This is a genomic window from Burkholderia sp. MSMB1589WGS (assembly GCF_001636105.1).
GTDB lineage: Bacteria > Pseudomonadota > Gammaproteobacteria > Burkholderiales > Burkholderiaceae > Burkholderia > Burkholderia humptydooensis.
Map to the genome: position 1 here is coordinate 1,757,212 of NZ_LNJT01000007.1, position 22,194 is coordinate 1,779,405.

The 22,194-nt window shown below is 60.8% G+C and carries 14 protein-coding genes, 6 tRNA genes and 3 rRNA genes; 5 read left to right on the plus strand and 18 right to left on the minus strand.

The window, feature by feature from the left end:
• Positions 1–21 precede the first annotated feature (21 nt).
• The 18 genes from rpoB to WT16_RS16115 all read right to left on the minus strand — a co-directional run bounded on the left by rpoB (position 22) and on the right by WT16_RS16115 (position 17,819).
• Positions 22–4,128: a DNA-directed RNA polymerase subunit beta gene (gene rpoB / locus WT16_RS16020; protein ID WP_006029840.1), complete on the minus strand. Its 4,107-nt coding sequence runs from the start codon at positions 4,126–4,128 to the stop codon at positions 22–24.
• 363 nt (positions 4,129–4,491) lie between these two features.
• The gene (rplL, locus tag WT16_RS16025; protein WP_006029839.1) at positions 4,492–4,866 is read right to left on the minus strand and encodes a 50S ribosomal protein L7/L12; all 375 of its coding nucleotides are present in this window, start codon (positions 4,864–4,866) and stop codon (positions 4,492–4,494) included.
• A 63-nt stretch (positions 4,867–4,929) separates the two neighbouring features.
• A complete protein-coding gene (gene rplJ / locus WT16_RS16030; protein ID WP_006400668.1) occupies positions 4,930–5,427 on the minus strand; it encodes a 50S ribosomal protein L10 in 498 nt (165 codons plus the stop codon).
• A gap of 297 nt (positions 5,428–5,724) precedes the next feature.
• Entirely contained in the window at positions 5,725–6,423 is a 699-nt protein-coding gene (rplA, locus tag WT16_RS16035) for a 50S ribosomal protein L1 (RefSeq protein WP_006029837.1), read from the minus strand.
• The gene (gene rplK / locus WT16_RS16040; RefSeq protein WP_004198368.1) at positions 6,424–6,855 is read right to left on the minus strand and encodes a 50S ribosomal protein L11; all 432 of its coding nucleotides are present in this window, start codon (positions 6,853–6,855) and stop codon (positions 6,424–6,426) included.
• Between the two features lie 145 nt (positions 6,856–7,000).
• On the minus strand, positions 7,001–7,558 hold the full coding sequence (nusG, locus tag WT16_RS16045) for a transcription termination/antitermination protein NusG (protein WP_004525645.1): 558 nt from the start codon (positions 7,556–7,558) through the stop codon (positions 7,001–7,003).
• Between the two features lies 1 nt (position 7,559).
• Complete coding sequence (gene secE, locus WT16_RS16050; RefSeq protein WP_043283414.1) at positions 7,560–7,940, minus strand: preprotein translocase subunit SecE; 381 nt, start codon at positions 7,938–7,940, stop codon at positions 7,560–7,562.
• Positions 7,941–7,982: 42 nt separating this feature from the next.
• Positions 7,983–8,058: transfer RNA gene (locus WT16_RS16055), tRNA-Trp, on the minus strand.
• 59 nt (positions 8,059–8,117) lie between these two features.
• Positions 8,118–9,308: an elongation factor Tu gene (gene tuf / locus WT16_RS16060; protein ID WP_015601108.1), complete on the minus strand. Its 1,191-nt coding sequence runs from the start codon at positions 9,306–9,308 to the stop codon at positions 8,118–8,120.
• A 62-nt stretch (positions 9,309–9,370) separates the two neighbouring features.
• Positions 9,371–9,445: transfer RNA gene (locus tag WT16_RS16065), tRNA-Thr, on the minus strand.
• A gap of 24 nt (positions 9,446–9,469) precedes the next feature.
• A tRNA-Gly gene (locus WT16_RS16070) sits at positions 9,470–9,543 on the minus strand.
• Between the two features lie 42 nt (positions 9,544–9,585).
• Positions 9,586–9,671, minus strand: a tRNA-Tyr gene (locus WT16_RS16075).
• A 1,001-nt stretch (positions 9,672–10,672) separates the two neighbouring features.
• Positions 10,673–10,785: ribosomal RNA gene (rrf, locus tag WT16_RS16080) — 5S ribosomal RNA — on the minus strand.
• A 183-nt stretch (positions 10,786–10,968) separates the two neighbouring features.
• Positions 10,969–13,849: ribosomal RNA gene (locus WT16_RS16090) — 23S ribosomal RNA — on the minus strand.
• Positions 13,850–14,244: 395 nt separating this feature from the next.
• Positions 14,245–14,320 (minus strand) — tRNA-Ala (locus WT16_RS16095).
• Between the two features lie 37 nt (positions 14,321–14,357).
• A tRNA-Ile gene (locus WT16_RS16100) sits at positions 14,358–14,434 on the minus strand.
• 64 nt (positions 14,435–14,498) lie between these two features.
• Positions 14,499–16,029, minus strand: a 16S ribosomal RNA gene (locus WT16_RS16105).
• Together the 16S, 23S and 5S rRNA genes with 2 tRNA genes alongside form the textbook arrangement of a ribosomal RNA operon.
• Positions 16,030–16,550: 521 nt before the next feature.
• Positions 16,551–17,819: an SGNH/GDSL hydrolase family protein gene (locus WT16_RS16115; protein WP_063533681.1), complete on the minus strand. Its 1,269-nt coding sequence runs from the start codon at positions 17,817–17,819 to the stop codon at positions 16,551–16,553.
• Positions 17,820–18,198: 379 nt separating this feature from the next.
• Between WT16_RS16115 and paaA the strand changes: the two genes are divergently transcribed.
• From paaA to paaE, 5 genes are all read left to right on the plus strand, one after another.
• Positions 18,199–19,197, plus strand: coding sequence for a 1,2-phenylacetyl-CoA epoxidase subunit PaaA (paaA, locus tag WT16_RS16120; protein WP_015601658.1), 999 nt, complete (start codon positions 18,199–18,201; stop codon positions 19,195–19,197).
• 63 nt (positions 19,198–19,260) lie between these two features.
• Positions 19,261–19,545: a 1,2-phenylacetyl-CoA epoxidase subunit PaaB gene (gene paaB / locus WT16_RS16125; RefSeq protein WP_006023751.1), complete on the plus strand. Its 285-nt coding sequence runs from the start codon at positions 19,261–19,263 to the stop codon at positions 19,543–19,545.
• A gap of 10 nt (positions 19,546–19,555) precedes the next feature.
• Positions 19,556–20,359 (plus strand): 1,2-phenylacetyl-CoA epoxidase subunit PaaC, encoded by an 804-nt coding sequence (paaC, locus tag WT16_RS16130; RefSeq protein WP_015601533.1) that lies wholly within the window; start codon positions 19,556–19,558, stop codon positions 20,357–20,359.
• 31 nt (positions 20,360–20,390) lie between these two features.
• The gene (gene paaD, locus WT16_RS16135) at positions 20,391–21,029 is read left to right on the plus strand and encodes a 1,2-phenylacetyl-CoA epoxidase subunit PaaD (RefSeq protein ID WP_063533682.1); all 639 of its coding nucleotides are present in this window, start codon (positions 20,391–20,393) and stop codon (positions 21,027–21,029) included.
• Position 21,030: 1 nt separating this feature from the next.
• Positions 21,031–22,119, plus strand: a complete 1,089-nt coding sequence (paaE, locus tag WT16_RS16140) for a 1,2-phenylacetyl-CoA epoxidase subunit PaaE (protein WP_006023754.1) — start codon at positions 21,031–21,033, stop codon at positions 22,117–22,119.
• Positions 22,120–22,194: the final 75 nt, after the last annotated feature.

Here is a 22,194-nt window from a genome sequence, read left to right on the forward strand (position 1 = left end):
CGCTTCTCTCCAGTAGTCCTTTTAGTTCCGGTCCAGGTCGATGTCGATACCGAGCGACCGGATTTCCTTCACCAACACGTTGAACGACTCGGGCATGCCGGCATCGATGACATGGTCGCCCTTGACCAGGTTTTCATAAACCTTGGTCCGGCCGGTCACGTCGTCCGACTTCACCGTCAGCATTTCCTGCAGCACGTACGAAGCGCCATACGCTTCGAGCGCCCACACTTCCATTTCACCGAAACGCTGGCCGCCGAACTGCGCCTTGCCGCCGAGCGGCTGCTGCGTGACGAGCGAGTACGGGCCCGTCGAGCGCGCGTGCATCTTGTCGTCGACGAGGTGGTGCAGCTTCAGGTAGTGCATGTAGCCGAGCGTCACGCGGCGCTCGAACGGCTCGCCCGTGCGGCCGTCGTACAGGCGCACCTGATTCTTCGACGGGTTCATGTCGAGCTGTTCGGCGATGTCGTCCGGGAACGCGAGGTCGAGCATCTTCGACATTTCTTCCTCGGTCGCACCGTCGAACACCGGCGTCGCGAACGGCACGCCTTCGCGCAGGTTCTTCGCGAGCTCGAGGATCTCGTCGTCGGTGAAGCTTTCCAGATCTTCCGCGCGGCCCGACTCGTTGTAGATCTTCGTCAGGAACACGCGCAGCTCCTCGATCTTCGCCTGACGTTGCAGCATTTCGCCGATACGCCAGCCGAGGCCCTTCGCGGCCCAGCCGAGATGCACTTCCAGAACCTGACCCACGTTCATCCGCGACGGCACGCCGAGCGGGTTCAGCACGACGTCGGCCGGACGGCCGTCGGCCATGTACGGCATGTCTTCGACCGGAACGATCTTCGACACGACGCCCTTGTTACCGTGACGGCCGGCCATCTTGTCGCCGGGCTGCAGACGGCGCTTCACCGCGAGGTACACCTTGACCATCTTCAGCACGCCCGGCGGCAGTTCGTCGCCTTGCGTGAGCTTCTTGCGCTTCTCTTCGAACGCGAGGTCGAACTGGTGGCGCTTCTCTTCGATCGAGTTCTTGATCGCTTCGAGCTGGGCGGCCGCTTCGTCGTCCGCCAGGCGGATGTCGAACCAGTGATAGTGGTCGAGGTCTTCCAGGTAGGCCTGGTCGATCTTCGTGCCCTTCGCGAGCTTCTTCGGACCGCCGTTCGCGACCTTGCCCACGAGCATGCGCGCGAGACGCTGGAACGCGTCGCCTTCGACGATGCGGAGCTGGTCGTTCAGGTCGAGACGGTAGCGCTTCAGTTCGTCGTCGATGATCTGTTGCGCGCGCTTGTCGCGCTGGATGCCTTCACGCGTGAAGACCTGGACGTCGATCACCGTGCCGCTCATGCCCGACGGCACGCGCAGCGACGTGTCCTTCACGTCCGACGCCTTCTCGCCGAAGATCGCGCGCAGCAGCTTCTCTTCCGGCGTGAGCTGGGTTTCGCCCTTCGGCGTGACCTTGCCGACCAGCACGTCGCCCGCTTCGACTTCCGCGCCGATGTACACGATGCCCGATTCGTCGAGACGGCCGAGCTGGACTTCCGCGAGGTTCGAGATGTCGCGCGTGATTTCTTCCGGCCCGAGCTTCGTGTCGCGAGCGACCACGTTCAGCTCTTCGATGTGGATCGACGTGTAGCGATCGTCCGCGACGACACGCTCCGAGATCAGGATCGAATCCTCGAAGTTGTAGCCGTTCCACGGCATGAACGCGATCAGCATGTTCTGGCCGAGCGCGAGCTCGCCCAGGTCCGTCGACGCGCCGTCGGCCAGCACGTCGCCGCGCGAGACCTTGTCGCCCATCTTCACGATCGGACGCTGGTTGATGTTCGTGTTCTGGTTCGAACGCGTGTACTTGATCAGGTTGTAGATGTCGACGCCGACTTCGCCCGCGGCCGCTTCGTCATCGTTCACGCGAATGACGATACGGCCCGCGTCGACATAGTCGACGACGCCGCCGCGCAGCGCCTGCACCGTCGTGCCCGAGTCGACCGCCACGGTGCGCTCGATGCCGGTGCCGACGACGGGCTTCTCCGGACGCAGACACGGCACGGCCTGACGCTGCATGTTCGAGCCCATCAGCGCACGGTTCGCATCGTCGTGCTCGAGGAACGGGATCAGCGAGGCCGCAACCGACACGATCTGCGACGGCGCGACATCCATGTACTGGATGCGGTCCGGCGTGACCATCATCGTTTCGCCGGCTTCACGCGACGACACCAGTTCGTCGACGAGCGTGCCGTCTTCGCCGATCGCGGCATTCGCCTGCGCGATCATGTAGCGGCCTTCCTCGATCGCCGACAGATAATCGATCTGGTCGGTCACCTTGCTGTCGGCGACCTTGCGGTACGGCGTCTCGAGGAAGCCGTATTCGTTCAGGTGCGCATACAGTGCGAGCGAGTTGATGAGACCGATGTTCGGGCCTTCCGGCGTTTCGATCGGGCACACGCGGCCGTAGTGGGTCGGGTGCACGTCGCGGACTTCGAAGCCCGCGCGCTCGCGCGTGAGACCACCCGGGCCCAGTGCGGAAACACGGCGCTTGTGCGTGATTTCCGACAGCGGGTTGGTCTGGTCCATGAACTGCGACAACTGCGACGAACCGAAGAACTCGCGAATCGCCGACGAAATCGGCTTCGAGTTGATCAGGTCGTGCGGCATCAGGTTTTCGCTTTCGGCCTGGCCGAGGCGCTCCTTCACCGCGCGCTCGACGCGCACGAGGCCCGCGCGGAACTGGTTTTCCGCCAGTTCGCCGACGCAGCGCACGCGCCGGTTGCCGAGGTGGTCGATGTCGTCCACTTCGCCCTTGCCGTTGCGCAGCTCGACGAGGATCTTGATCGTCGCGAGGATGTCGTCGTCCTGCAGCGTCATCGGGCCGGTGATTTCGTCACGGCCGACGCGGCGGTTGAACTTCATGCGGCCGACCTTCGACAGGTCGTACGCATCTTCACTGTAGAACAGGCGGTTGAAGAGCGCCTCGACGGCTTCTTCCGTCGGCGGCTCGCCCGGGCGCATCATCCGGTAGATCGCGATGCGCGCGGCCGTCCTGTCGACGGTTTCGTCGACACGCAGCGTCGACGAGATGTACGGCCCCTGGTCCAGATCGTTCGTATAGAGCGTCTGGATTTCCTTGATCTTCGCCTCGCGCAGCTTCTCGAGCACGCCTTCCGTGATCTCGTCGTTCGCGTTCGCGATCACTTCGCCCGTGTCGCCGTCGACGACGTTCTTCGCCAGCACGCGGCCGAGCAGATAGTCTTCGGGCACCGAGATGTACTTGGTCTTCGCGGTTTCGAGATCGCGAATGTGCTTTGCGTTGATCCGCTTGTCCTTCTGGACGATGACCTTGCCTTCGCGATCGGTGATGTCGAAGCGGGCCACTTCACCGCGCAGGCGCTCGGGCACGAACTCCATCTGCGCGCCTTCGTCCATCAGCGTGAAGTTGTCGAAGACGAAGAAGTTCGCGAGGATCAGCTCCGGCGTGAGGCCGATCGCCTTCAGCAGGATCGTGACCGGCATCTTGCGACGACGGTCGACGCGGAAGTACAGCACGTCCTTCGGATCGAATTCGAAGTCGAGCCACGAACCGCGGTACGGAATGATCCGCGCGGAGAACAGCAGCTTGCCCGAGCTGTGCGTCTTGCCCTTGTCGTGCTCGAAGAACACGCCGGGCGAACGGTGCAACTGCGACACGATCACGCGCTCGGTGCCGTTGATGACGAACGAACCGGTCGGCGTCATGAGCGGAATTTCGCCCATGTACACTTCCTGTTCCTTCACTTCCTTGACGACGGGCTTGTTCGGCGACTCCTTGTCGAGGAGCACGAGGCGCACCTTCGCGCGCAATGCCGAGCAATAGGTCAGGCCGCGCTGCTGGCATTCCTTGATGTTGAATGCCGGCGACGACAACGCATAGCTCACGAACTCGAGACGAGCGAAGCCGTTATGCGAGACGATGGGAAACACCGATGTGAAGGCGGCCTGCAACCCCTCGGACTTGCGTTGCGCGGGCAGCACATCGGCTTGCAGAAATGTGCTGAATGATTCAAGCTGGGTGGCCAGCAGGAAAGGCACTTGGTGAACGATGGAGCGCTTCGCGAAACTCTTGCGAATACGCTTCTTCTCGGTGAAGGAATATTGCATACGATCTCCGAATCACGACGGGCGCTATCGAGGCGGGATACCTGGACGTGTCAAACCCGAGTGTTCACCGACTGAGACCCGATGGCCGTCCGACGGCACGAGCCGAGAAGCTTGGTGGTTGGCCGCTACCAACCGCTGGCTGACGGCAGCGGATGCCTGTGTTGCCCGCTGCCCGACCAAACTTGCCTTCTGCAGTCGCTTCAGAAGACAAAGAGAATCGCCGATCGTCGGTGGATGGGCGGTTTTCTTTGGCTTCTGTGGGCGCTCGTCCGACCTCTTCAAAGAGTGTCAAAACACTGCCTCCACAAAGCACAAAAAGGCCGGCGGTGAAAAACCGCCAGCCTTCGCACAGCGCGCGTGAACTTACTTGAGTTCGACCTTCGCGCCCGCGTCTTCCAGCTTCTTCTTGGCTTCTTCTGCAGAAGCCTTGTCGACGCCTTCCTTGACGGGCTTCGGTGCGCCGTCGACGAGGTCCTTCGCTTCCTTCAGGCCCAGGCCCGTGATTTCGCGAACGGCCTTGATGACCGAAACCTTGTTGCTGCCCGCTTCAGCCAGAACGACCGTGAACTCGGTCTTCTCTTCAGCAGCAGCAGCGGCGCCGCCGGCTGCCGGGCCCGCGACTGCAACAGCAGCAGCCGACACGCCAAACTTCTCTTCGAACGCCTTGACCAGCTCGTTCAGTTCCAGAACGGTCATCCCTTCGACTGCTGCCAGGATGTCTTCTTTTGCGATTGCCATTTGAAATACTCCTAAATTGAATTCGGATACAGCCAGCGATCAGTGACGCTGATGTGCGTTCGCTTAAGCAGCTTCCGCTTGCTTCTTCTCGGCGAGCGCAGCCAGTGCGCGCGCGAAGCCCGAAACAGGCGCCTGCATGACGAACAGCAGCTTCGAGAGCAGTTCTTCGCGGCTCGGGATGCTGGCGAGCGCTTGCACGCCAGCCTTGTCCATCACCTTGCCATCGAACGAACCAGCCTTGATGACCAACTTGTCATTGCTCTTGCTGAAGTCGTTGACGACCTTTGCAGCAGCAATGGCATCTTCCGAGATGCCGTAGATCAGGGGGCCAGTCATCTGCTCTGCCAGCGGAGCAAACGGCGTACCTTCGACGGCGCGGCGCGCCAGCGTGTTCTTCAGAACGCGCAGGTAAACCTTCTGCTCACGCGCTTTCGCGCGCAGCGTGGTCAGATCGCCAACCGCAATTCCACGATACTCAGCGAGCACAACGGTCTGGGCCTTCGCGACTTGCGCGGCGACCTCAGCAACGACGGCTTGCTTGTCTTCTCTATTAAGCGGCACGGTTAGCCTCCAGAAACGATGCGCTTCGCATGACGCGTCACGCACCTCGTTCAACAACGGCGTCCGACTCGTTAGGAGTATTTCCGCTGAAAACCGTCGATTGCTCGCCGATCTCCCGCTTCACCACTGCAAAACTTTTTCGGGTTCGCCATCTGCGTTGGCTTGCATTAAGGGATCGCCCGACTGCTGCTTTCCCACCAACGGTCTTTGATAACCGGCCATTCGACGATGCTTCTTCGAACGACCGCCCAAAGCCCTTTTGGGCCGCTTCTCACCGAAGCGGCCCGGATACTTCGCTTACTGCGCAGCCAGCGAGCCGTGGTCGACGCGAACGCCGACGCCCATCGTGCTCGACAGCGCGATCTTGCGCAGGTACACACCCTTGCTCGTTGCCGGCTTCGCCTTCTGCAGCGCTTCGATCAGCGCGGACAGGTTCGTGCGCAGCGCGGTCGGCTCGAACGACGCACGGCCGATCGTCGCGTGGATGATACCGGCCTTGTCGACGCGGAACTGCACTTGACCCGCCTTCGCGTTCTTCACCGCGGTCGCGACATCCGGCGTGACCGTGCCGACCTTCGGGTTCGGCATCAGGCCGCGCGGGCCGAGGATCTGACCGAGCGTACCGACGATACGCATCGTGTCCGGCGAAGCGATCACGATGTCGAAGTCCATTTGACCGGCCTTGATCTGCTCGGCGAGATCTTCCATGCCGACCACTTCGGCGCCTGCGGCGCGCGCTTGCTCGGCCTTCTCGCCTTGCGCGAACACGGCGACACGAACCGACTTGCCGGTACCGGCCGGCAGCACGACCGAACCGCGAACGACCTGGTCCGACTTCTTCGCATCGATGCCGAGTTGAACTGCGACGTCGATCGACTCGTCGAACTTCGCGCTCGCGCATTCCTTCACGAGAGCGAGTGCGTCGTCGATCGGATACAGCTTCTGACGATCGACCTTAGCAGCAAATGCCTGACGGCGCTTCGAGATCTTGGCCATTTACACGCCCTCCACAGTGATGCCCATCGAGCGTGCGCTACCAGCGATGGTGCGAACGGCCGCGTCGAGATCAGCCGCCGTAAGATCCGGCATCTTGGTCTTCGCGATTTCTTCCGCTTGTGCGCGGGTGATCTTGCCGACCTTGTCGGTGTGGGGCTTGCTCGAGCCCTTGTCGACCTTCGCGGCCTTCTTGATCAGAACCGTCGCGGGCGGCGTCTTCATCACGAACGTGAAGCTCTTGTCCGCGTATGCCGTGATGACGACCGGCACCGGAAGGCCCGGCTCCATGCCTTGAGTCTGTGCGTTGAACGCCTTGCAGAACTCCATGATGTTCAGGCCGCGCTGGCCCAGCGCCGGACCGACGGGGGGCGACGGGTTGGCTTTACCTGCAGGAATCTGCAGCTTGATAAAGCCGACAATCTTCTTTGCCATTTGAAACCTCGTTGGAACGCATGAAAGCGTTCGGTGAGTGATAACGCGGGTTCGTCCTGAGACTACTGGCGCTCCTCAACGGCCAATTAACGCGGGCCGTAAGCGCGAAGGTGGGCAGCTCCCGGAGCTGCCCACCTGAACTTGCTCAAACCTTTTCGACCTGGCCGAATTCCAATTCGACCGGCGTCGCGCGACCAAAGATAGTGACCGACACGCGAACTCTCGATTTTTCGTAGTTCACTTCCTCGACCGTGCCGTTGAAGTCCGTGAACGGGCCTTCCTTCACGCGCACCATCTCGCCGACTTCGAACAGGGTCTTCGGGCGCGGCTTCTCCACGCCTTCCTGCATCTGCGACATGATCTTTTCGACTTCCCGCGGGGAAATCGGGCTCGGGCGATTGCGCGCCCCGCCGACGAAACCGGTGACCTTCGCGGTGTTTTTCACGAGGTGCCACGTTTCGTCCGTCATTTCCATTTCGACCAGCACATAGCCGGGAAAGAAACGACGCTCGGTCACTGCCTTGTGACCGCCCTTGACTTCAACCACTTCCTCGGTCGGAACCAGGATCTGGCCGAACTTGTCCTGCATGCCGGCACGCTCGATGCGCTCCTGAAGCGCACGTTGCACGCTCTTCTCCATACCGGAGTAGGCGTGCACGACGTACCAACGCTTTCCGCTCGGGGATGCCGGAGTATCGCTCATATCATTTCCAACCCAGAATCACCGAGAAAATCGCCCATTCGATGGATTTATCGCTTATCCAGAGAAAGAGCGCCATGACCAGCACAAAACCGAAGACGACGAGCGTGGTTTGCGTGGCTTCCTTGCGCGTGGGCCAAACGACTTTGCGCACCTCGCGATACGAATCCTTCGCAAAAGCAATGAAGCCCTTGCCAGGAAGCGACACCAGCGCAACGCCCACACCGGCGATCACCCCCACTGCCAAAGCAGCGCCGCGGATATACCACTCCTTGCCACCGAGCAAGAAGAAGCCCGCAAATCCGGCCAAGACCAACAATACACCCAGGGCCAGCATCAGCTTATCGCCGGAGGTATTAACAGTTTCGACGGAAGGATTCGCCATAACACTCTAAAACAAACGCCACGCAGAAGAACGTGGCTTATGTGGCAGGGGCAGAGGGAATCGAACCCCCAACCTTCGGTTTTGGAGACCGACGCTCTGCCAGTTGAGCTATACCCCTAGACCATGTTGGGATCGGCTAACGCCGATCCCCAAACTGTCGATCAGCGAGTAACTGGCTTACTCGATGATCTTGGCGACGACGCCTGCGCCGACGGTACGGCCGCCTTCACGGATGGCGAAGCGCAGACCTTCTTCCATCGCGATCGGCGCAATCAGCTTCACCGTGATCGACACGTTGTCGCCCGGCATCACCATTTCCTTGTCCTTCGGCAGCTCGATCGAGCCCGTCACGTCCGTCGTGCGGAAGTAGAACTGCGGACGGTAGTTGTTAAAGAACGGCGTGTGACGGCCGCCTTCGTCCTTGCTCAGCACGTACACTTCAGCCGTGAAGTGCGTGTGCGGCGTGATCGAACCCGGCTTCGCCAGCACCTGGCCGCGCTCCACGTCTTCGCGCTTCGTGCCGCGCAGCAGGATACCGACGTTGTCGCCCGCCTGACCCTGGTCCAGCAGCTTGCGGAACATTTCCACGCCCGTGCAGGTCGTCTTCGCCGTCGGCTTGATGCCGACGATTTCGATTTCCTCACCGACCTTGATCACGCCACGCTCGACGCGCCCCGTCACCACCGTGCCGCGACCCGAGATCGAGAACACGTCTTCCACCGGCATCAGGAACGCACCGTCGACCGCGCGCTCCGGCGTCGGGATGTACGTGTCCAGCGCATCCGCCAGGTTCATGATCGCCACTTCGCCCAGCTCGCCCTTGTCGCCTTCCAGCGCCAGCTTCGCCGAACCCTTGATGATCGGCGTGTCGTCGCCCGGGAAGTCATACTTCGACAGCAGTTCGCGCACTTCCATTTCGACCAGCTCGAGCAGCTCGGCGTCGTCCACCATGTCGCACTTGTTCAGGAACACGATGATGTACGGCACGCCGACCTGACGCGCCAGCAGGATGTGCTCACGCGTTTGCGGCATCGGGCCGTCCGCGGCCGAGCACACCAGGATCGCGCCGTCCATCTGCGCGGCGCCCGTGATCATGTTCTTCACGTAGTCGGCGTGGCCCGGGCAGTCGACGTGCGCGTAGTGACGGTTCGCCGTTTCGTACTCGATGTGCGCCGTGTTGATCGTGATGCCGCGCGCCTTTTCTTCCGGCGCCGCGTCGATTTCGTCGTACTTCTTCGCCTCGCCGCCGAACTTCGCCGACAGCACCGTCGCGATCGCTGCCGTCAGCGTCGTCTTGCCGTGGTCAACGTGACCAATCGTACCAACGTTCACGTGCGGCTTGGTCCGCTCAAACTTTTCCTTGGCCATTTTCAACTCCCGAAAGGAATTTCACATGTTGCGCCGCGCGCAAACAGACACTGACTACCTGCTGGTGCCCATGGGCAGGATCGAACTGCCGACCTCTCCCTTACCAAGGGAGTGCTCTACCACTGAGCCACATGGGCGCTTTATGCCTCAACTGCCTGGACTGGAGCGGGTGAAGGGAATCGAACCCTCGTCGTAAGCTTGGAAGGCTTCTGCTCTACCATTGAGCTACACCCGCAAGGGCCAGCAACAATTCCCTGTACCGCTCTGTGCTATGTCTTGGTGGAGGAGGTTGGATTCGAACCAACGTAGGCGTAAGCCAACAGATTTACAGTCTGCCCCCTTTAGCCACTCGGGCACCCCTCCGTAGAGAACTGACGATTATGGGGGTACATCGAATTCGTGTCAAGCGCTTCGTTGAAATTATTTTGCGTCTTCTTCGACCGCGCTGACGTCGTCCGATCTGCGCCGCCGCTTTTCAGTTGTCATCTCCTCGGCAACAGGGCCAAGCTTGTGCGCTACTGAATCGAACGGGACGTCTGGTACCACCTTTCCTTTCGTCGCTTCCGTCTGCCCGGTGAAAACGCGCCGGAAAATGGAAGTCCTGAATCATACGGTGTTGGAGGAACGCCGCCAAGTGCCAAACGGCGGTCGTGCGCGAAAAAAGAAGTCACCGGGGATGCGAAGGTCGAATCAAAGATCCGGCCCCGAATGCGAATCGTCGCTAGCAGGGTTGATCAGGGATGTCAGCACACGGTTTCATGGCGCAGATGAGCGACGTTCAACGCGCAATAGCTCTGCGACGCTCGAGCCTGGGTCGCGCAGCGGGTTGCCAGGCGACGTCCTCGGTCACGTCGAGGTTGCCGGAGGCAATTCGGAGACGGCGCGGCATCTTCATTTGTTGTCGCTCGCGCGAGCTGGTGATTCGATTGTCTTCGTGCGATCGTGCCCGTCAGCCTTCGGCAAATCGATCACGGAAGCATTCCGAATGCTTGGCTTGACGGAAATTTGAGACGCCCTTTTCTTTCTTTCCGCGGCAACGATCGTGTGCCGTGAGTACGCGTTCAGTTCAAGATCAGATCGGCATTGTTCGCCGGCATTCCGCCAAAGACAAGAGAGCGGAGATAGGTTGTCAGATTACCAAGAGCACTCAGCCTTGATGGGCCATTCATTTTCCGCAGCTTTAGCCGCGGGCGAGGCCGCTCACAACTCGTTCAACTCGAAAACGCAGTTCTTGTGAATGGAAGCGTTCGATTACGGAGACTCGCGCCAGTGACATGTCATGCCAGAGCATACTGGTGAACTGAATCCCGACGAGTAAAAGGCGAAACCCCCGCCTGTGAGGGACGGGGGTTTCAAGAGGAGGAGCCTGACGATTACCTACTTTCACACGGGGATCCGCACTATCATCGGCGTGGAGTCGTTTCACGGTCCTGTTCGGGATGGGAAGGGGTGGGACCGACTCGCTATGGTCATCAGGCAAAGAGGGTTGTTGCGTTGCTTGGCAGCGCAACCAATCTTGGAAGAAGCAGTAATTTTGGGTTGTGAGGTTGTATCTCACACATACGCGGTACTTCAACCGCTGTACGTCGAGTGCCTTGCACTCGACGCTCGATATCCGTAAGCGCTGAAGCGCTAACGGCTATCGAGACAGACTTGTTATAGGATCAAGCCTTACGGGCAATTAGTATCGGTTAGCTGAACGCATTACTGCGCTTACACACCCGACCTATCAACGTCCTGGTCTCGAACGACCCTTCAAGGGGATCAAGTCCCCGGGGAAGTCTCATCTTAAGGCGAGTTTCCCGCTTAGATGCTTTCAGCGGTTATCTCTTCCGAACATAGCTACCCGGCGATGCGACTGGCGTCACAACCGGTACACCAGAGGTTCGTCCACTCCGGTCCTCTCGTACTAGGAGCAGCCCCCTTCAAACTTCCAACGCCCACGGCAGATAGGGACCAAACTGTCTCACGACGTTTTAAACCCAGCTCACGTACCTCTTTAAATGGCGAACAGCCATACCCTTGGGACCGGCTACAGCCCCAGGATGAGATGAGCCGACATCGAGGTGCCAAACACCGCCGTCGATATGAACTCTTGGGCGGTATCAGCCTGTTATCCCCAGAGTACCTTTTATCCGTTGAGCGATGGCCCTTCCATACAGAACCACCGGATCACTATGACCTGCTTTCGCACCTGCTCGACTTGTCGGTCTCGCAGTTAAGCACGCTTATGCCATTGCACTATCAGCACGATTTCCGACCGTACCTAGCGTACCTTCGTACTCCTCCGTTACGCTTTGGGAGGAGACCGCCCCAGTCAAACTGCCTACCATGCACTGTCCCCGACCCGGATCACGGGCCAAGGTTAGAACCTCAAACAAACCAGGGTGGTATTTCAAGGACGGCTCCACCGAAACTAGCGTTCCGGTTTCATAGCCTCCCACCTATCCTACACAGATCGGTTCAAAGTCCAATGCAAAGCTACAGTAAAGGTTCATGGGGTCTTTCCGTCTAGCCGCGGGTAGATTGCATCATCACAAACACTTCAACTTCGCTGAGTCTCGGGAGGAGACAGTGTGGCCATCGTTACGCCATTCGTGCAGGTCGGAACTTACCCGACAAGGAATTTCGCTACCTTAGGACCGTTATAGTTACGGCCGCCGTTTACCGGGACTTCAATCAAGAGCTTGCACCCCATCATTTAATCTTCCGGCACCGGGCAGGCGTCACACCCTATACGTCCACTTTCGTGTTTGCAGAGTGCTGTGTTTTTATTAAACAGTCGCAGCCACCAGTTTATTGCAACCCCTTCACCCTCTGCGCGCAGGCGCATCAAGCTACCAGGGCGTACCTTATCCCGAAGTTACGGTACCAATTTGCCGAGTTCCTTCTCCCGAGTTCTCTCAAGCGCCTTAGAATACTCATCTCGCCCACCTGTGTCGGTTTGCGGTACGGTCATCGTTAGACTGAAGCTTAGAGGCTTTTCTTGGAACCACTTCCAATTGCTTCGCTCCCGAAGGAGCTCGCGCCACACCCTTGAATCCTGCGCCCGGATTTGCCTAAGCGCCTTCTCCAATGCAGCGACCGGGACTTCCAACACCCGGACAACCTTCCGCGATCCGTCCCCCCATCGCATCTAACGACGGTGCAGGAATATTGACCTGCTTCCCATCAGCTACGCATTTCTGCCTCGCCTTAGGGGCCGACTCACCCTACGCCGATGAACGTTGCGTAGGAAACCTTGGGCTTACGGCGAGGGGGCCTTTCACCCCCTTTATCGCTACTCATGTCAGCATTCGCACTTCCGATACCTCCAGCACACCTTACAGTGCACCTTCGCAGGCTTACGGAACGCTCTCCTACCATGCGAGCAAAGCTCGCATCCGCAGCTTCGGTATATGGCTTAGCCCCGTTACATCTTCCGCGCAGGACGACTCGATCAGTGAGCTATTACGCTTTCTTTAAAGGGTGGCTGCTTCTAAGCCAACCTCCTGACTGTTTTAGCCTTCCCACTTCGTTTCCCACTTAGCCATATTTGGGGACCTTAGCTGGCGGTCTGGGTTGTTTCCCTCTTGACACCGGACGTTAGCACCCGATGTCTGTCTCCCGTGATTGCACTCTTCGGTATTCGGAGTTTGCTATGGCGGGGTAATCTGCAATAGACCCCCCAACCATGACAGTGCTCTACCCCCGAAGGTGAGACACGAGGCACTACCTAAATAGTTTTCGGAGAGAACCAGCTATTTCCAGGTTTGTTTAGCCTTTCACCCCTATCCACAGCTCATCCCCTAACTTTTCAACGTTAGTGGGTTCGGACCTCCAGTACGTGTTACCGCACCTTCATCCTGGCCATGGATAGATCACCTGGTTTCGGGTCTACGCCCAGCAACTGAACGCCCTATTCGGACTCGCTTTCGCTACGCCTGCCCTATTCGGTTAAGCTTGCTACTGAACGTAAGTCGCTGACCCATTATACAAAAGGTACGCCGTCACCCCCGAAGAGGCTCCGACTGTTTGTATGCATGCGGTTTCAGGATCTATTTCACTCCCCTCCCGGGGTTCTTTTCGCCTTTCCCTCACGGTACTGGTTCACTATCGGTCGATCACGAGTATTTAGCCTTGGAGGATGGTCCCCCCATCTTCAGACAGGATTTCACGTGTCCCGCCCTACTTGTCGTACACCTAGTTCTTTCATACTGTTTTCGCCTACAGGGCTATCACCTGCTATGGCCGCACTTTCCAGAGCGTTCGGCTAACAATACAAATAAAGAGTACAGGCTCTTCCCATTTCGCTCGCCACTACTTTGGGAATCTCGGTTGATTTCTTTTCCTGCGGTTACTTAGATGTTTCAGTTCACCGCGTTCGCCTCACATGACCTATGTATTCAGTCATGGATACTCCAAAAGGAGTGGGTTTCCCCATTCGGACATCTACGGATCAAAGCTCGTTTGCCAGCTCCCCGTAGCTTTTCGCAGGCTACCGCGTCCTTCATCGCCTGTGATCGCCAAGGCATCCACCACATGCACTTGTTCGCTTGACCCTATAACGAGTCTGTCTCATGTCGGCCATCGTTAGCGCTTTAGCGCTTACGATGGCCCCATCCCCGAATGGGGATGACAGCCGCTACAGGTTGAGTTCTCGCGTTGTGCCGTATTCCAATTTGATGTCGACCAGTGTTAGCGCTTTAGCGCTTACTCTGGTCCCACTCCCGTAGGGAGCCGAACATGAAGTTCGAATCATCTTGAGATACATCGATACAATCACAACCCGGATAACTTCCACGTCCATCTCAAAGACGCTTCCGCTATCCAAATTACTTGCTTCTTCCAGATTGTTAAAGAACGACAGCCGATACAGTTGCCTGCATCACTCTGACTGGCTCAATCGCCAATGACAAAGATTCGACTCAAGTCGAACGCTTGTCATTGAAGATTGTGGTGGAGGCAGACGGGATCGAACCGACGACCCCCTGCTTGCAAAGCAGGTGCTCTCCCAGCTGAGCTATGCCCCCGTACAGAGACACTCAGGTTCCCTTCTCGCCAGACAATTGGTGGGTCTGGTTGGATTCGAACCAACGACCCCCGCCTTATCAAGACGGTGCTCTAACCGACTGAGCTACAGACCCCTGAGTCTGTCCTGATTCACAGCCGATAAGCGTGAGCGCTCAACTTCGCGGATTTAAGCTCGAGAAAGGAGGTGATCCAGCCGCACCTTCCGATACGGCTACCTTGTTACGACTTCACCCCAGTCATGAATCCTACCGTGGTGACCGTCCTCCTTGCGGTTAGACTAGCCACTTCTGGTAAAACCCACTCCCATGGTGTGACGGGCGGTGTGTACAAGACCCGGGAACGTATTCACCGCGGCATGCTGATCCGCGATTACTAGCGATTCCAGCTTCATGCACTCGAGTTGCAGAGTGCAATCCGGACTACGATCGGTTTTCTGGGATTGGCTCCCCCTCGCGGGTTGGCGACCCTCTGTTCCGACCATTGTATGACGTGTGAAGCCCTACCCATAAGGGCCATGAGGACTTGACGTCATCCCCACCTTCCTCCGGTTTGTCACCGGCAGTCTCCTTAGAGTGCTCTTGCGTAGCAACTAAGGACAAGGGTTGCGCTCGTTGCGGGACTTAACCCAACATCTCACGACACGAGCTGACGACAGCCATGCAGCACCTGTGCGCCGGTTCTCTTTCGAGCACTCCCGCCTCTCAGCAGGATTCCGACCATGTCAAGGGTAGGTAAGGTTTTTCGCGTTGCATCGAATTAATCCACATCATCCACCGCTTGTGCGGGTCCCCGTCAATTCCTTTGAGTTTTAATCTTGCGACCGTACTCCCCAGGCGGTCAACTTCACGCGTTAGCTACGTTACTAAGGAAATGAATCCCCAACAACTAGTTGACATCGTTTAGGGCGTGGACTACCAGGGTATCTAATCCTGTTTGCTCCCCACGCTTTCGTGCATGAGCGTCAGTATTGGCCCAGGGGGCTGCCTTCGCCATCGGTATTCCTCCACATCTCTACGCATTTCACTGCTACACGTGGAATTCTACCCCCCTCTGCCATACTCTAGCCCGCCAGTCACCAATGCAGTTCCCAGGTTGAGCCCGGGGATTTCACATCGGTCTTAGCGAACCGCCTGCGCACGCTTTACGCCCAGTAATTCCGATTAACGCTCGCACCCTACGTATTACCGCGGCTGCTGGCACGTAGTTAGCCGGTGCTTATTCTTCCGGTACCGTCATCCACCCCGGTTATTCGCCAGAATGATTTCTTTCCGGACAAAAGTGCTTTACAACCCGAAGGCCTTCTTCACACACGCGGCATTGCTGGATCAGGCTTGCGCCCATTGTCCAAAATTCCCCACTGCTGCCTCCCGTAGGAGTCTGGGCCGTGTCTCAGTCCCAGTGTGGCTGGTCGTCCTCTCAGACCAGCTACTGATCGTCGCCTTGGTAGGCCTTTACCCCACCAACTAGCTAATCAGCCATCGGCCAACCCTATAGCGCGAGGCCCGAAGGTCCCCCGCTTTCATCCTCAGATCGTATGCGGTATTAATCCGGCTTTCGCCGGGCTATCCCCCACTACAGGACATGTTCCGATGTATTACTCACCCGTTCGCCACTCGCCGCCAGACCGAAGTCCGCGCTGCCGTTCGACTTGCATGTGTAAGGCATGCCGCCAGCGTTCAATCTGAGCCAGGATCAAACTCTTCAGTTCAATGCCTGTTACTGTTTTCGGTTGTTTCCAACCGGTCGCTCACTCAAAGCTGACAGGTCGTGAATTGCTTCACAAACCTGACTTACTTTAGTGTGAGACTCTTGATACTTTTGCTCGCGATCCGAAGATCGTCCGCCACATCAAGCGCCCACACTTATCGGCTGTTCATTGTTAAAGAGCACATCTGCGAGAAGATTTCACTACTTGACACCGTCTTCTCAGCAGCGCTGCGTTGTTAGCAGCAGAGAAATGAAATTATGATCACTTATTCGCAGCGCGTCAACAACTTTTTTACCTCCACGCCACCGAAACTGCGTCATCGCCGTCTCGCGCTCCCGTTCGTCCTCGCGGTCGACCGGACTGCCCGAGCTCAAGACTTCCCACTCCCCCCTTCGCGCCGCGTTCGCCGTAGCGCGAAAGAGGCGTGATTCTAGACACATCCCCTCCCTCGCGCAAGCTCTTTTTGAGGGTCCCGTTAAATTTCTTGCGTGGCCGCCGCATGCCACGTCCACGCCGCGCGTTCAGCGGCGCCCGGCCGCAGCCACCAACCGGTCCAGCGGCACCGCGTCGGCCATCGCCGCATACCCTCCGTCGCTCGGATGGATGTCGTCTCCGCTGTTATAGCGGCGCAGCAATTCCGACGGCTTCGCCGGATCGCGCAGCGCAGCGTCGAAGTCCACGACGCCGTCGAACGCGCCCGAGGTTCGAATCCACTCGTTGACCTCGCGGCGGATCGCTTCGCGCGCCGGAGGCAACGACGCCGGCGTCAGCGTCGCGCCGAATACCGCGATGCCGCGCGCATGCGCAGCCGCAATCACGCGGCGGTAGCCTCCGATCAACGATTGCGCGTCGACCTGCGTATGCGGCGCGTCACAATCGAGCCCCGAACGTGCGGGCATCGCCGCGAAATTGATGTCGTTGATGCCGATCAGCAGCACCGCGGCCTTCACGCCGGCGCGCGTCAGCACGTCGCGCTCGAAGCGGCGCTCGAGCGCGATGCCGTAACAGCGCGAATCGCTCAGCAGCCGGTTCCCGCTGATGCCGAGATTCACCACGCCAATGTCGCGCGCGCCCGCGCGTTCGAGCCGGGCCGCCAGCGCGTCCGGCCAGCGGCGATTGCGGTTCAGACTCGAGCGCAAGCCGTCGGTGATCGAATCGCCGACGGCCGCGATCGCCGCCGCGCCCGACCGCGGCGCCTCCACCGCCAACTCGGCGATCCATGCGGATTGCGTGAAGCGCGTCCGGAATGCGTCGGGTGCAGCGTCACTCGTGTGGTTACCCGGCGTCGACACGTAATTGACCTGATTCGACACGCGGTGCCAGACGGTCATCGTCTGGTGATCTCCCATATATAGGCTGAGCGTGTACGGCTCGCCAGCCGTTACGTCGTATGCAACGGGATCGCTTTCCCGCTCCTGCCCGGGCGGCACTTCCATCTCGCGACGGCCGCCGAAAGTCACCGCCGTCGAGCTGCCCGCCGCGACCGCCGCACCGCCCGTCGTCCGGCCGATGCTCATCTCGTCGATCACGAGCGGCGTCTTGCCGTACGCGTTGCTTACGCGGACGCGGATCGCCCCGCCCGCGAGCGTCGGATAGACGATCTGGCGGATCGTACGGCCCGCGACGTCCGGCGCGCGGTACAACGGCGGCGGCGCAGCGAGATCCGGGATCGGCTGCAGCGCCGTCGCCCAGGACGCGACCCAGCGCGTCGGCTGCGCGGCACTCGCCGTCGGCGATGCAGCCAGCGCGAAACAGCACGAAAGAGCAGAGAGCCAACGTCGGAACGTCATTCGATACTCCTCACGGCAAAGCTTCGGATTTTGCCTGAACTCGGTTTGTACGCTCCGTTCGGTCGCGGGAACGCGGTTGTCGACGCTTGTCGGAGCGGCTCTCTGCTTTCGGTTCGCCACTCCTACTTCTCAATTTCCAATCGTCGGTCGTCGACAGTAAGTCTATCTATCTGTCTGGCGAATCCGGATTCCGGAGATGGGGGCCAGCCATCCGCCCCAAAGCACGCACGGCTCGCTCATGCGCGGCACAACCGTCGCGTCCGCGGCAAATCGTCGTCGCCCCAACTGCGAATCTCGCCCATCCGCTAAAATGATCTATTAACCGACCGGTCGGTTGGTTTATACTGCGTGAACATTCCACCTGGACGAGAACATCGCCATGTACACGCAATCCCTCGACATCCCCGGCAGCGTCGCGCCGCTCGATGCCGCCGCCGATTCGCCCGAACAGGCCGGATTCGATGCCGTCATCGCCGCCGACGGCAAGATCGAACCGCAGGACTGGATGCCCGACGCGTACCGCAAGACGCTCGTGCGGCAGATTTCGCAGCACGCGCACTCGGAAGTCGTCGGCATGCTGCCGGAAGGCAACTGGATCACGCGCGCGCCCAGCCTCAAACGCAAGGCGATCCTGCTCGCGAAGGTCCAGGACGAAGCCGGTCACGGCCTCTATCTCTATAGCGCCGTGGAAACGCTCGGCGTGTCGCGCGACGCGCTGATCGACGCGCTTCACGCCGGCAAGGCCAAGTACTCGAGCATCTTCAATTACCCGACCCTCACGTGGGCGGACGTCGGCGTGATCGGCTGGCTCGTCGACGGCGCCGCGATCATGAACCAGATCCCCCTCTGCCGCTGCACGTATGGCCCGTATGCGCGCGCGATGATCCGCGTCTGCAAGGAGGAATCGTTCCATCAGCGGCAAGGCTTCGACGCGCTGCTCGCGATGATGAAGGGCACCGGCGCGCAGCGCGCGATGGTGCAGGACGCAGTGAACCGCTGGTGGTGGCCCGTGCTGATGATGTTCGGCCCGCCCGACGCCGATTCCGTCCATAGCAACCAGTCGGCCAAATGGGGGATCAAGCGGATCTCGAACGACGATCTTCGACAGAAGTTCGTCGACGCGATAGTCGAGCAGGCGAAGGTGCTCGGCGTCACGCTGCCCGATCCGGACCTCAAGTGGAACGACGCGCGCGGCCATTTCGACTACGGCGCGCTCGATTGGGACGAATTCCGGCGCGTCGTCAACGGCGACGGCCCATGCAACAAGGAGCGCCTCGCCACCCGCGTGAAGGCGCACGAGAACGGCGCGTGGGTTCGCGAAGCCGCGCTCGCGCACGAGGAAAAGCGCCGCCGCCGCGCGCAGCAACAAGCGGCATGACCGGCATGGCGCGCGAAAAGCGCGGCCGCCGCGGTCCGTATTCAGGAGATTCAGGAGAAAGCGATGAACAAGGAATGGCCAATCTGGGAAGTCTTCGTGCGCAGCAAGCAGGGGCTCGACCACAAGCACTGCGGAAGCCTGCACGCGGCCGACGCGTCGATGGCGCTGCGCATGGCGCGCGATGTCTACACGCGCCGCCAGGAAGGCGTGAGCATCTGGGTCGTGCCGTCGGCGGCGATCACCGCGTCCGATCCGAACGAGAAGGCCGAGATGTTCGAGCCGGCGGGCGACAAGATCTATCGCCATCCGACGTTCTACACGCTGCCCGACGAAGTCAACCACATGTGAGCGGCACGCCATGACGACGACCCCACAACATCTCGCGTACGTGCTGCGCCTCGCCGACAACGCGCTGATCCTCGGTCAGCGCAACGCCGAATGGTGCGGGCACGGCCCGGTGCTCGAGGAAGACATCGCGCTTACGAACATGAGCCTCGACCTGATCGGCCAGGCGCGCCTGCTGTATTCGCACGCGGCCGAGCTCGAGCGGCAGCTCACCGGCGCCGCGCGGACCGAGGACGACTACGCGTACTTCCGCACCGAGCGAGAATTCGCGAACTACACGTTCGTCGAGCTGCCGCACTACGGCCCGCTCTGCGGCGCCGCGCACGCCGAGCTCGACTATGCGGTGACCGTCGTGCGCAATTTCCTCTATGCGACGCTGATGCTGCACGCGTGGACCGCGCTCGAGACGTCGGGCGACGCACAGCTCGCAGCGATCGCGGCGAAATCGGTGAAGGAAACGCGCTATCACGAGCACCACGCGCGCGAATGGCTGATCCGCTTCGGCGACGGCACCGACGAATCGCATCGCCGCGCGCAGGCCGCACTCGACTATCTGATGCCGTACACGAGCGAATTCTTCGCGACAGATGCGATCGACGACGCGGCAGCCGCGGCCGGCATCGGCCCGGCGAGCGCGTCGATCGAGCCGGCGTGGCGCGCCGATATCGAGGCGGCGCTCGCCGAGGCGACGCTCGCGCTGCCCACGGCCGGCCAGTACGTGCCGACCGGCAAGCGCGGCGAGCACTCGGAGCACATGGGCTATCTGCTCGCCGAGCTGCAGAGCGTCGCGCGCCAGCACCCCGGCGCGAGCTGGTAAGCCCGGGCACGACGAACGACGGAGCCAGACGATGTCCGCCCTCCCCGCACCCGCCCTCGGCCAGCCGGCCGCCGCCGGCAACCGTCCGGGCCAGCGCCCCGGCGACGGCCGCGCCGCCGCGCCCGGCGACGATCGGCTCGTCGAACGAGCGTGGAACGCGCTCGAAGCGGTGCCCGATCCGGAGATCCCGGTCGTGTCGATCCGCGAGCTCGGCATCCTGCGCGACGTGCGGCGCGCCGCCGACGGCCCCCTCGAAGTCGTGATCACGCCGACTTACTCCGGCTGCCCGGCGATGCAGCAGATCGCCGAAGACATCGACGCCGCGCTCCGGCAGGCGGGCATCGCGCCGCACCGGATCGTGACCGTGCTCGCGCCCGCATGGACGACCGACTGGATCACCGCCGACGCCCGCGAGAAGCTCCGCGCGTACGGCATCGCGCCGCCCGCCGGCTCATGCGGCGGGGCGGGCGGCGCAGACGCCGCGGCGCCGCGCGTCGTCCGCTTCGCGCCGAAGCCGGCCGCCGTGCCCGCCGTGCCCGCCGCGCCCGTCTGCCCGCGCTGCGGCTCCGCGCACACCGAGCGGCTCGCGCAGTTCGCGTCGACCGCATGCAAGGCGCTCTATCGCTGCATCGACTGCCGCGAACCCTTCGACTACTTCAAACCTTATTGATATGGCGACTCCGCAATTCCATCCGCTGCGCATTCGCGACGTGCGGCCCGAGACCGCCGACGCCGTCACGGTGTCGTTCGAGGTGCCGCCCGAGCTGCGCGACGCGTACCGCTTCACGCAAGGCCAGTTCGTCACGCTGAAGGCGCATGTCGACGGCGAGGAAACCCGCCGCTCGTATTCGATCTGCGTCGGCACGACCGACTACGACCGTAACGGCGAGTTGCGCATCGGCATCAAGCGCGTGCGCGGCGGCCGCTTCTCGAACTTCGCGTTCGATACGCTCAAGCCCGGCCACACGATCGACGTGATGACGCCGGACGGCCGCTTTTTCACGCACCTGAACGCCGAGCACGGCAAGCAGTACGTCGCGTTCGCGGGCGGCTCGGGGATCACGCCCGTGCTCGCGATCGTCAAGACGACGCTTGAGCTCGAGCCGCGCAGCACGTTCACGCTGATCTACGGCAACCGCAGCGTCGATTCGATCATGTTCGCCGAGGATCTCGAGGACCTGAAGAACCGCTTCATGCAGCGGTTCGTCCTCTACCACGTGCTGTCCGACGACGTGCAGGACGTCGAGCTGTTCAACGGCGTGCTCGATCAGGCGAAATGCGTGGCATTCCTCGATTCGCTCGTGCCCGCCGCGACCATCGACGAGGCGTTCATCTGCGGCCCGGCGCCGATGATGGACGCCGCCGAAGCCGCGCTCGCCGAGGCCGGCGTGCCGCGCGAGCGGGTGCACGTCGAGCGCTTCGGCACGCCGCTGCCGCAGGCGGGCGCGCCCGCCGTCGAGATCACCGACGACACGCCCGCCGCCGACCTCGAAATCGTGCTCGACGGCAAGAAGCGCAAGCTGCGCCTGCCCTACGAAGGCGTGAGCCTCCTCGACGTCGGGCTGCACGCGGGCCTCGCGTTGCCATACGCGTGCAAGGGCGGCGTCTGCTGCACGTGCCGCGCGAAGGTGCTCGAAGGCGAAGTGCGGATGGAGAAGAACTACACGCTGGAGCCGCAGGAGATCGCCGACGGATTCGTGCTTACCTGCCAGTGCCATCCGGTCAGCGACAGGATCGTTGTCAGCTACGACGAACGGTAAGCGGCGTCTTGCCGCGCGGTTACGCGCCGCCCGCCATCTCGCTTACACTAGGGGCCGCCTGCAGGCCGGACGCGC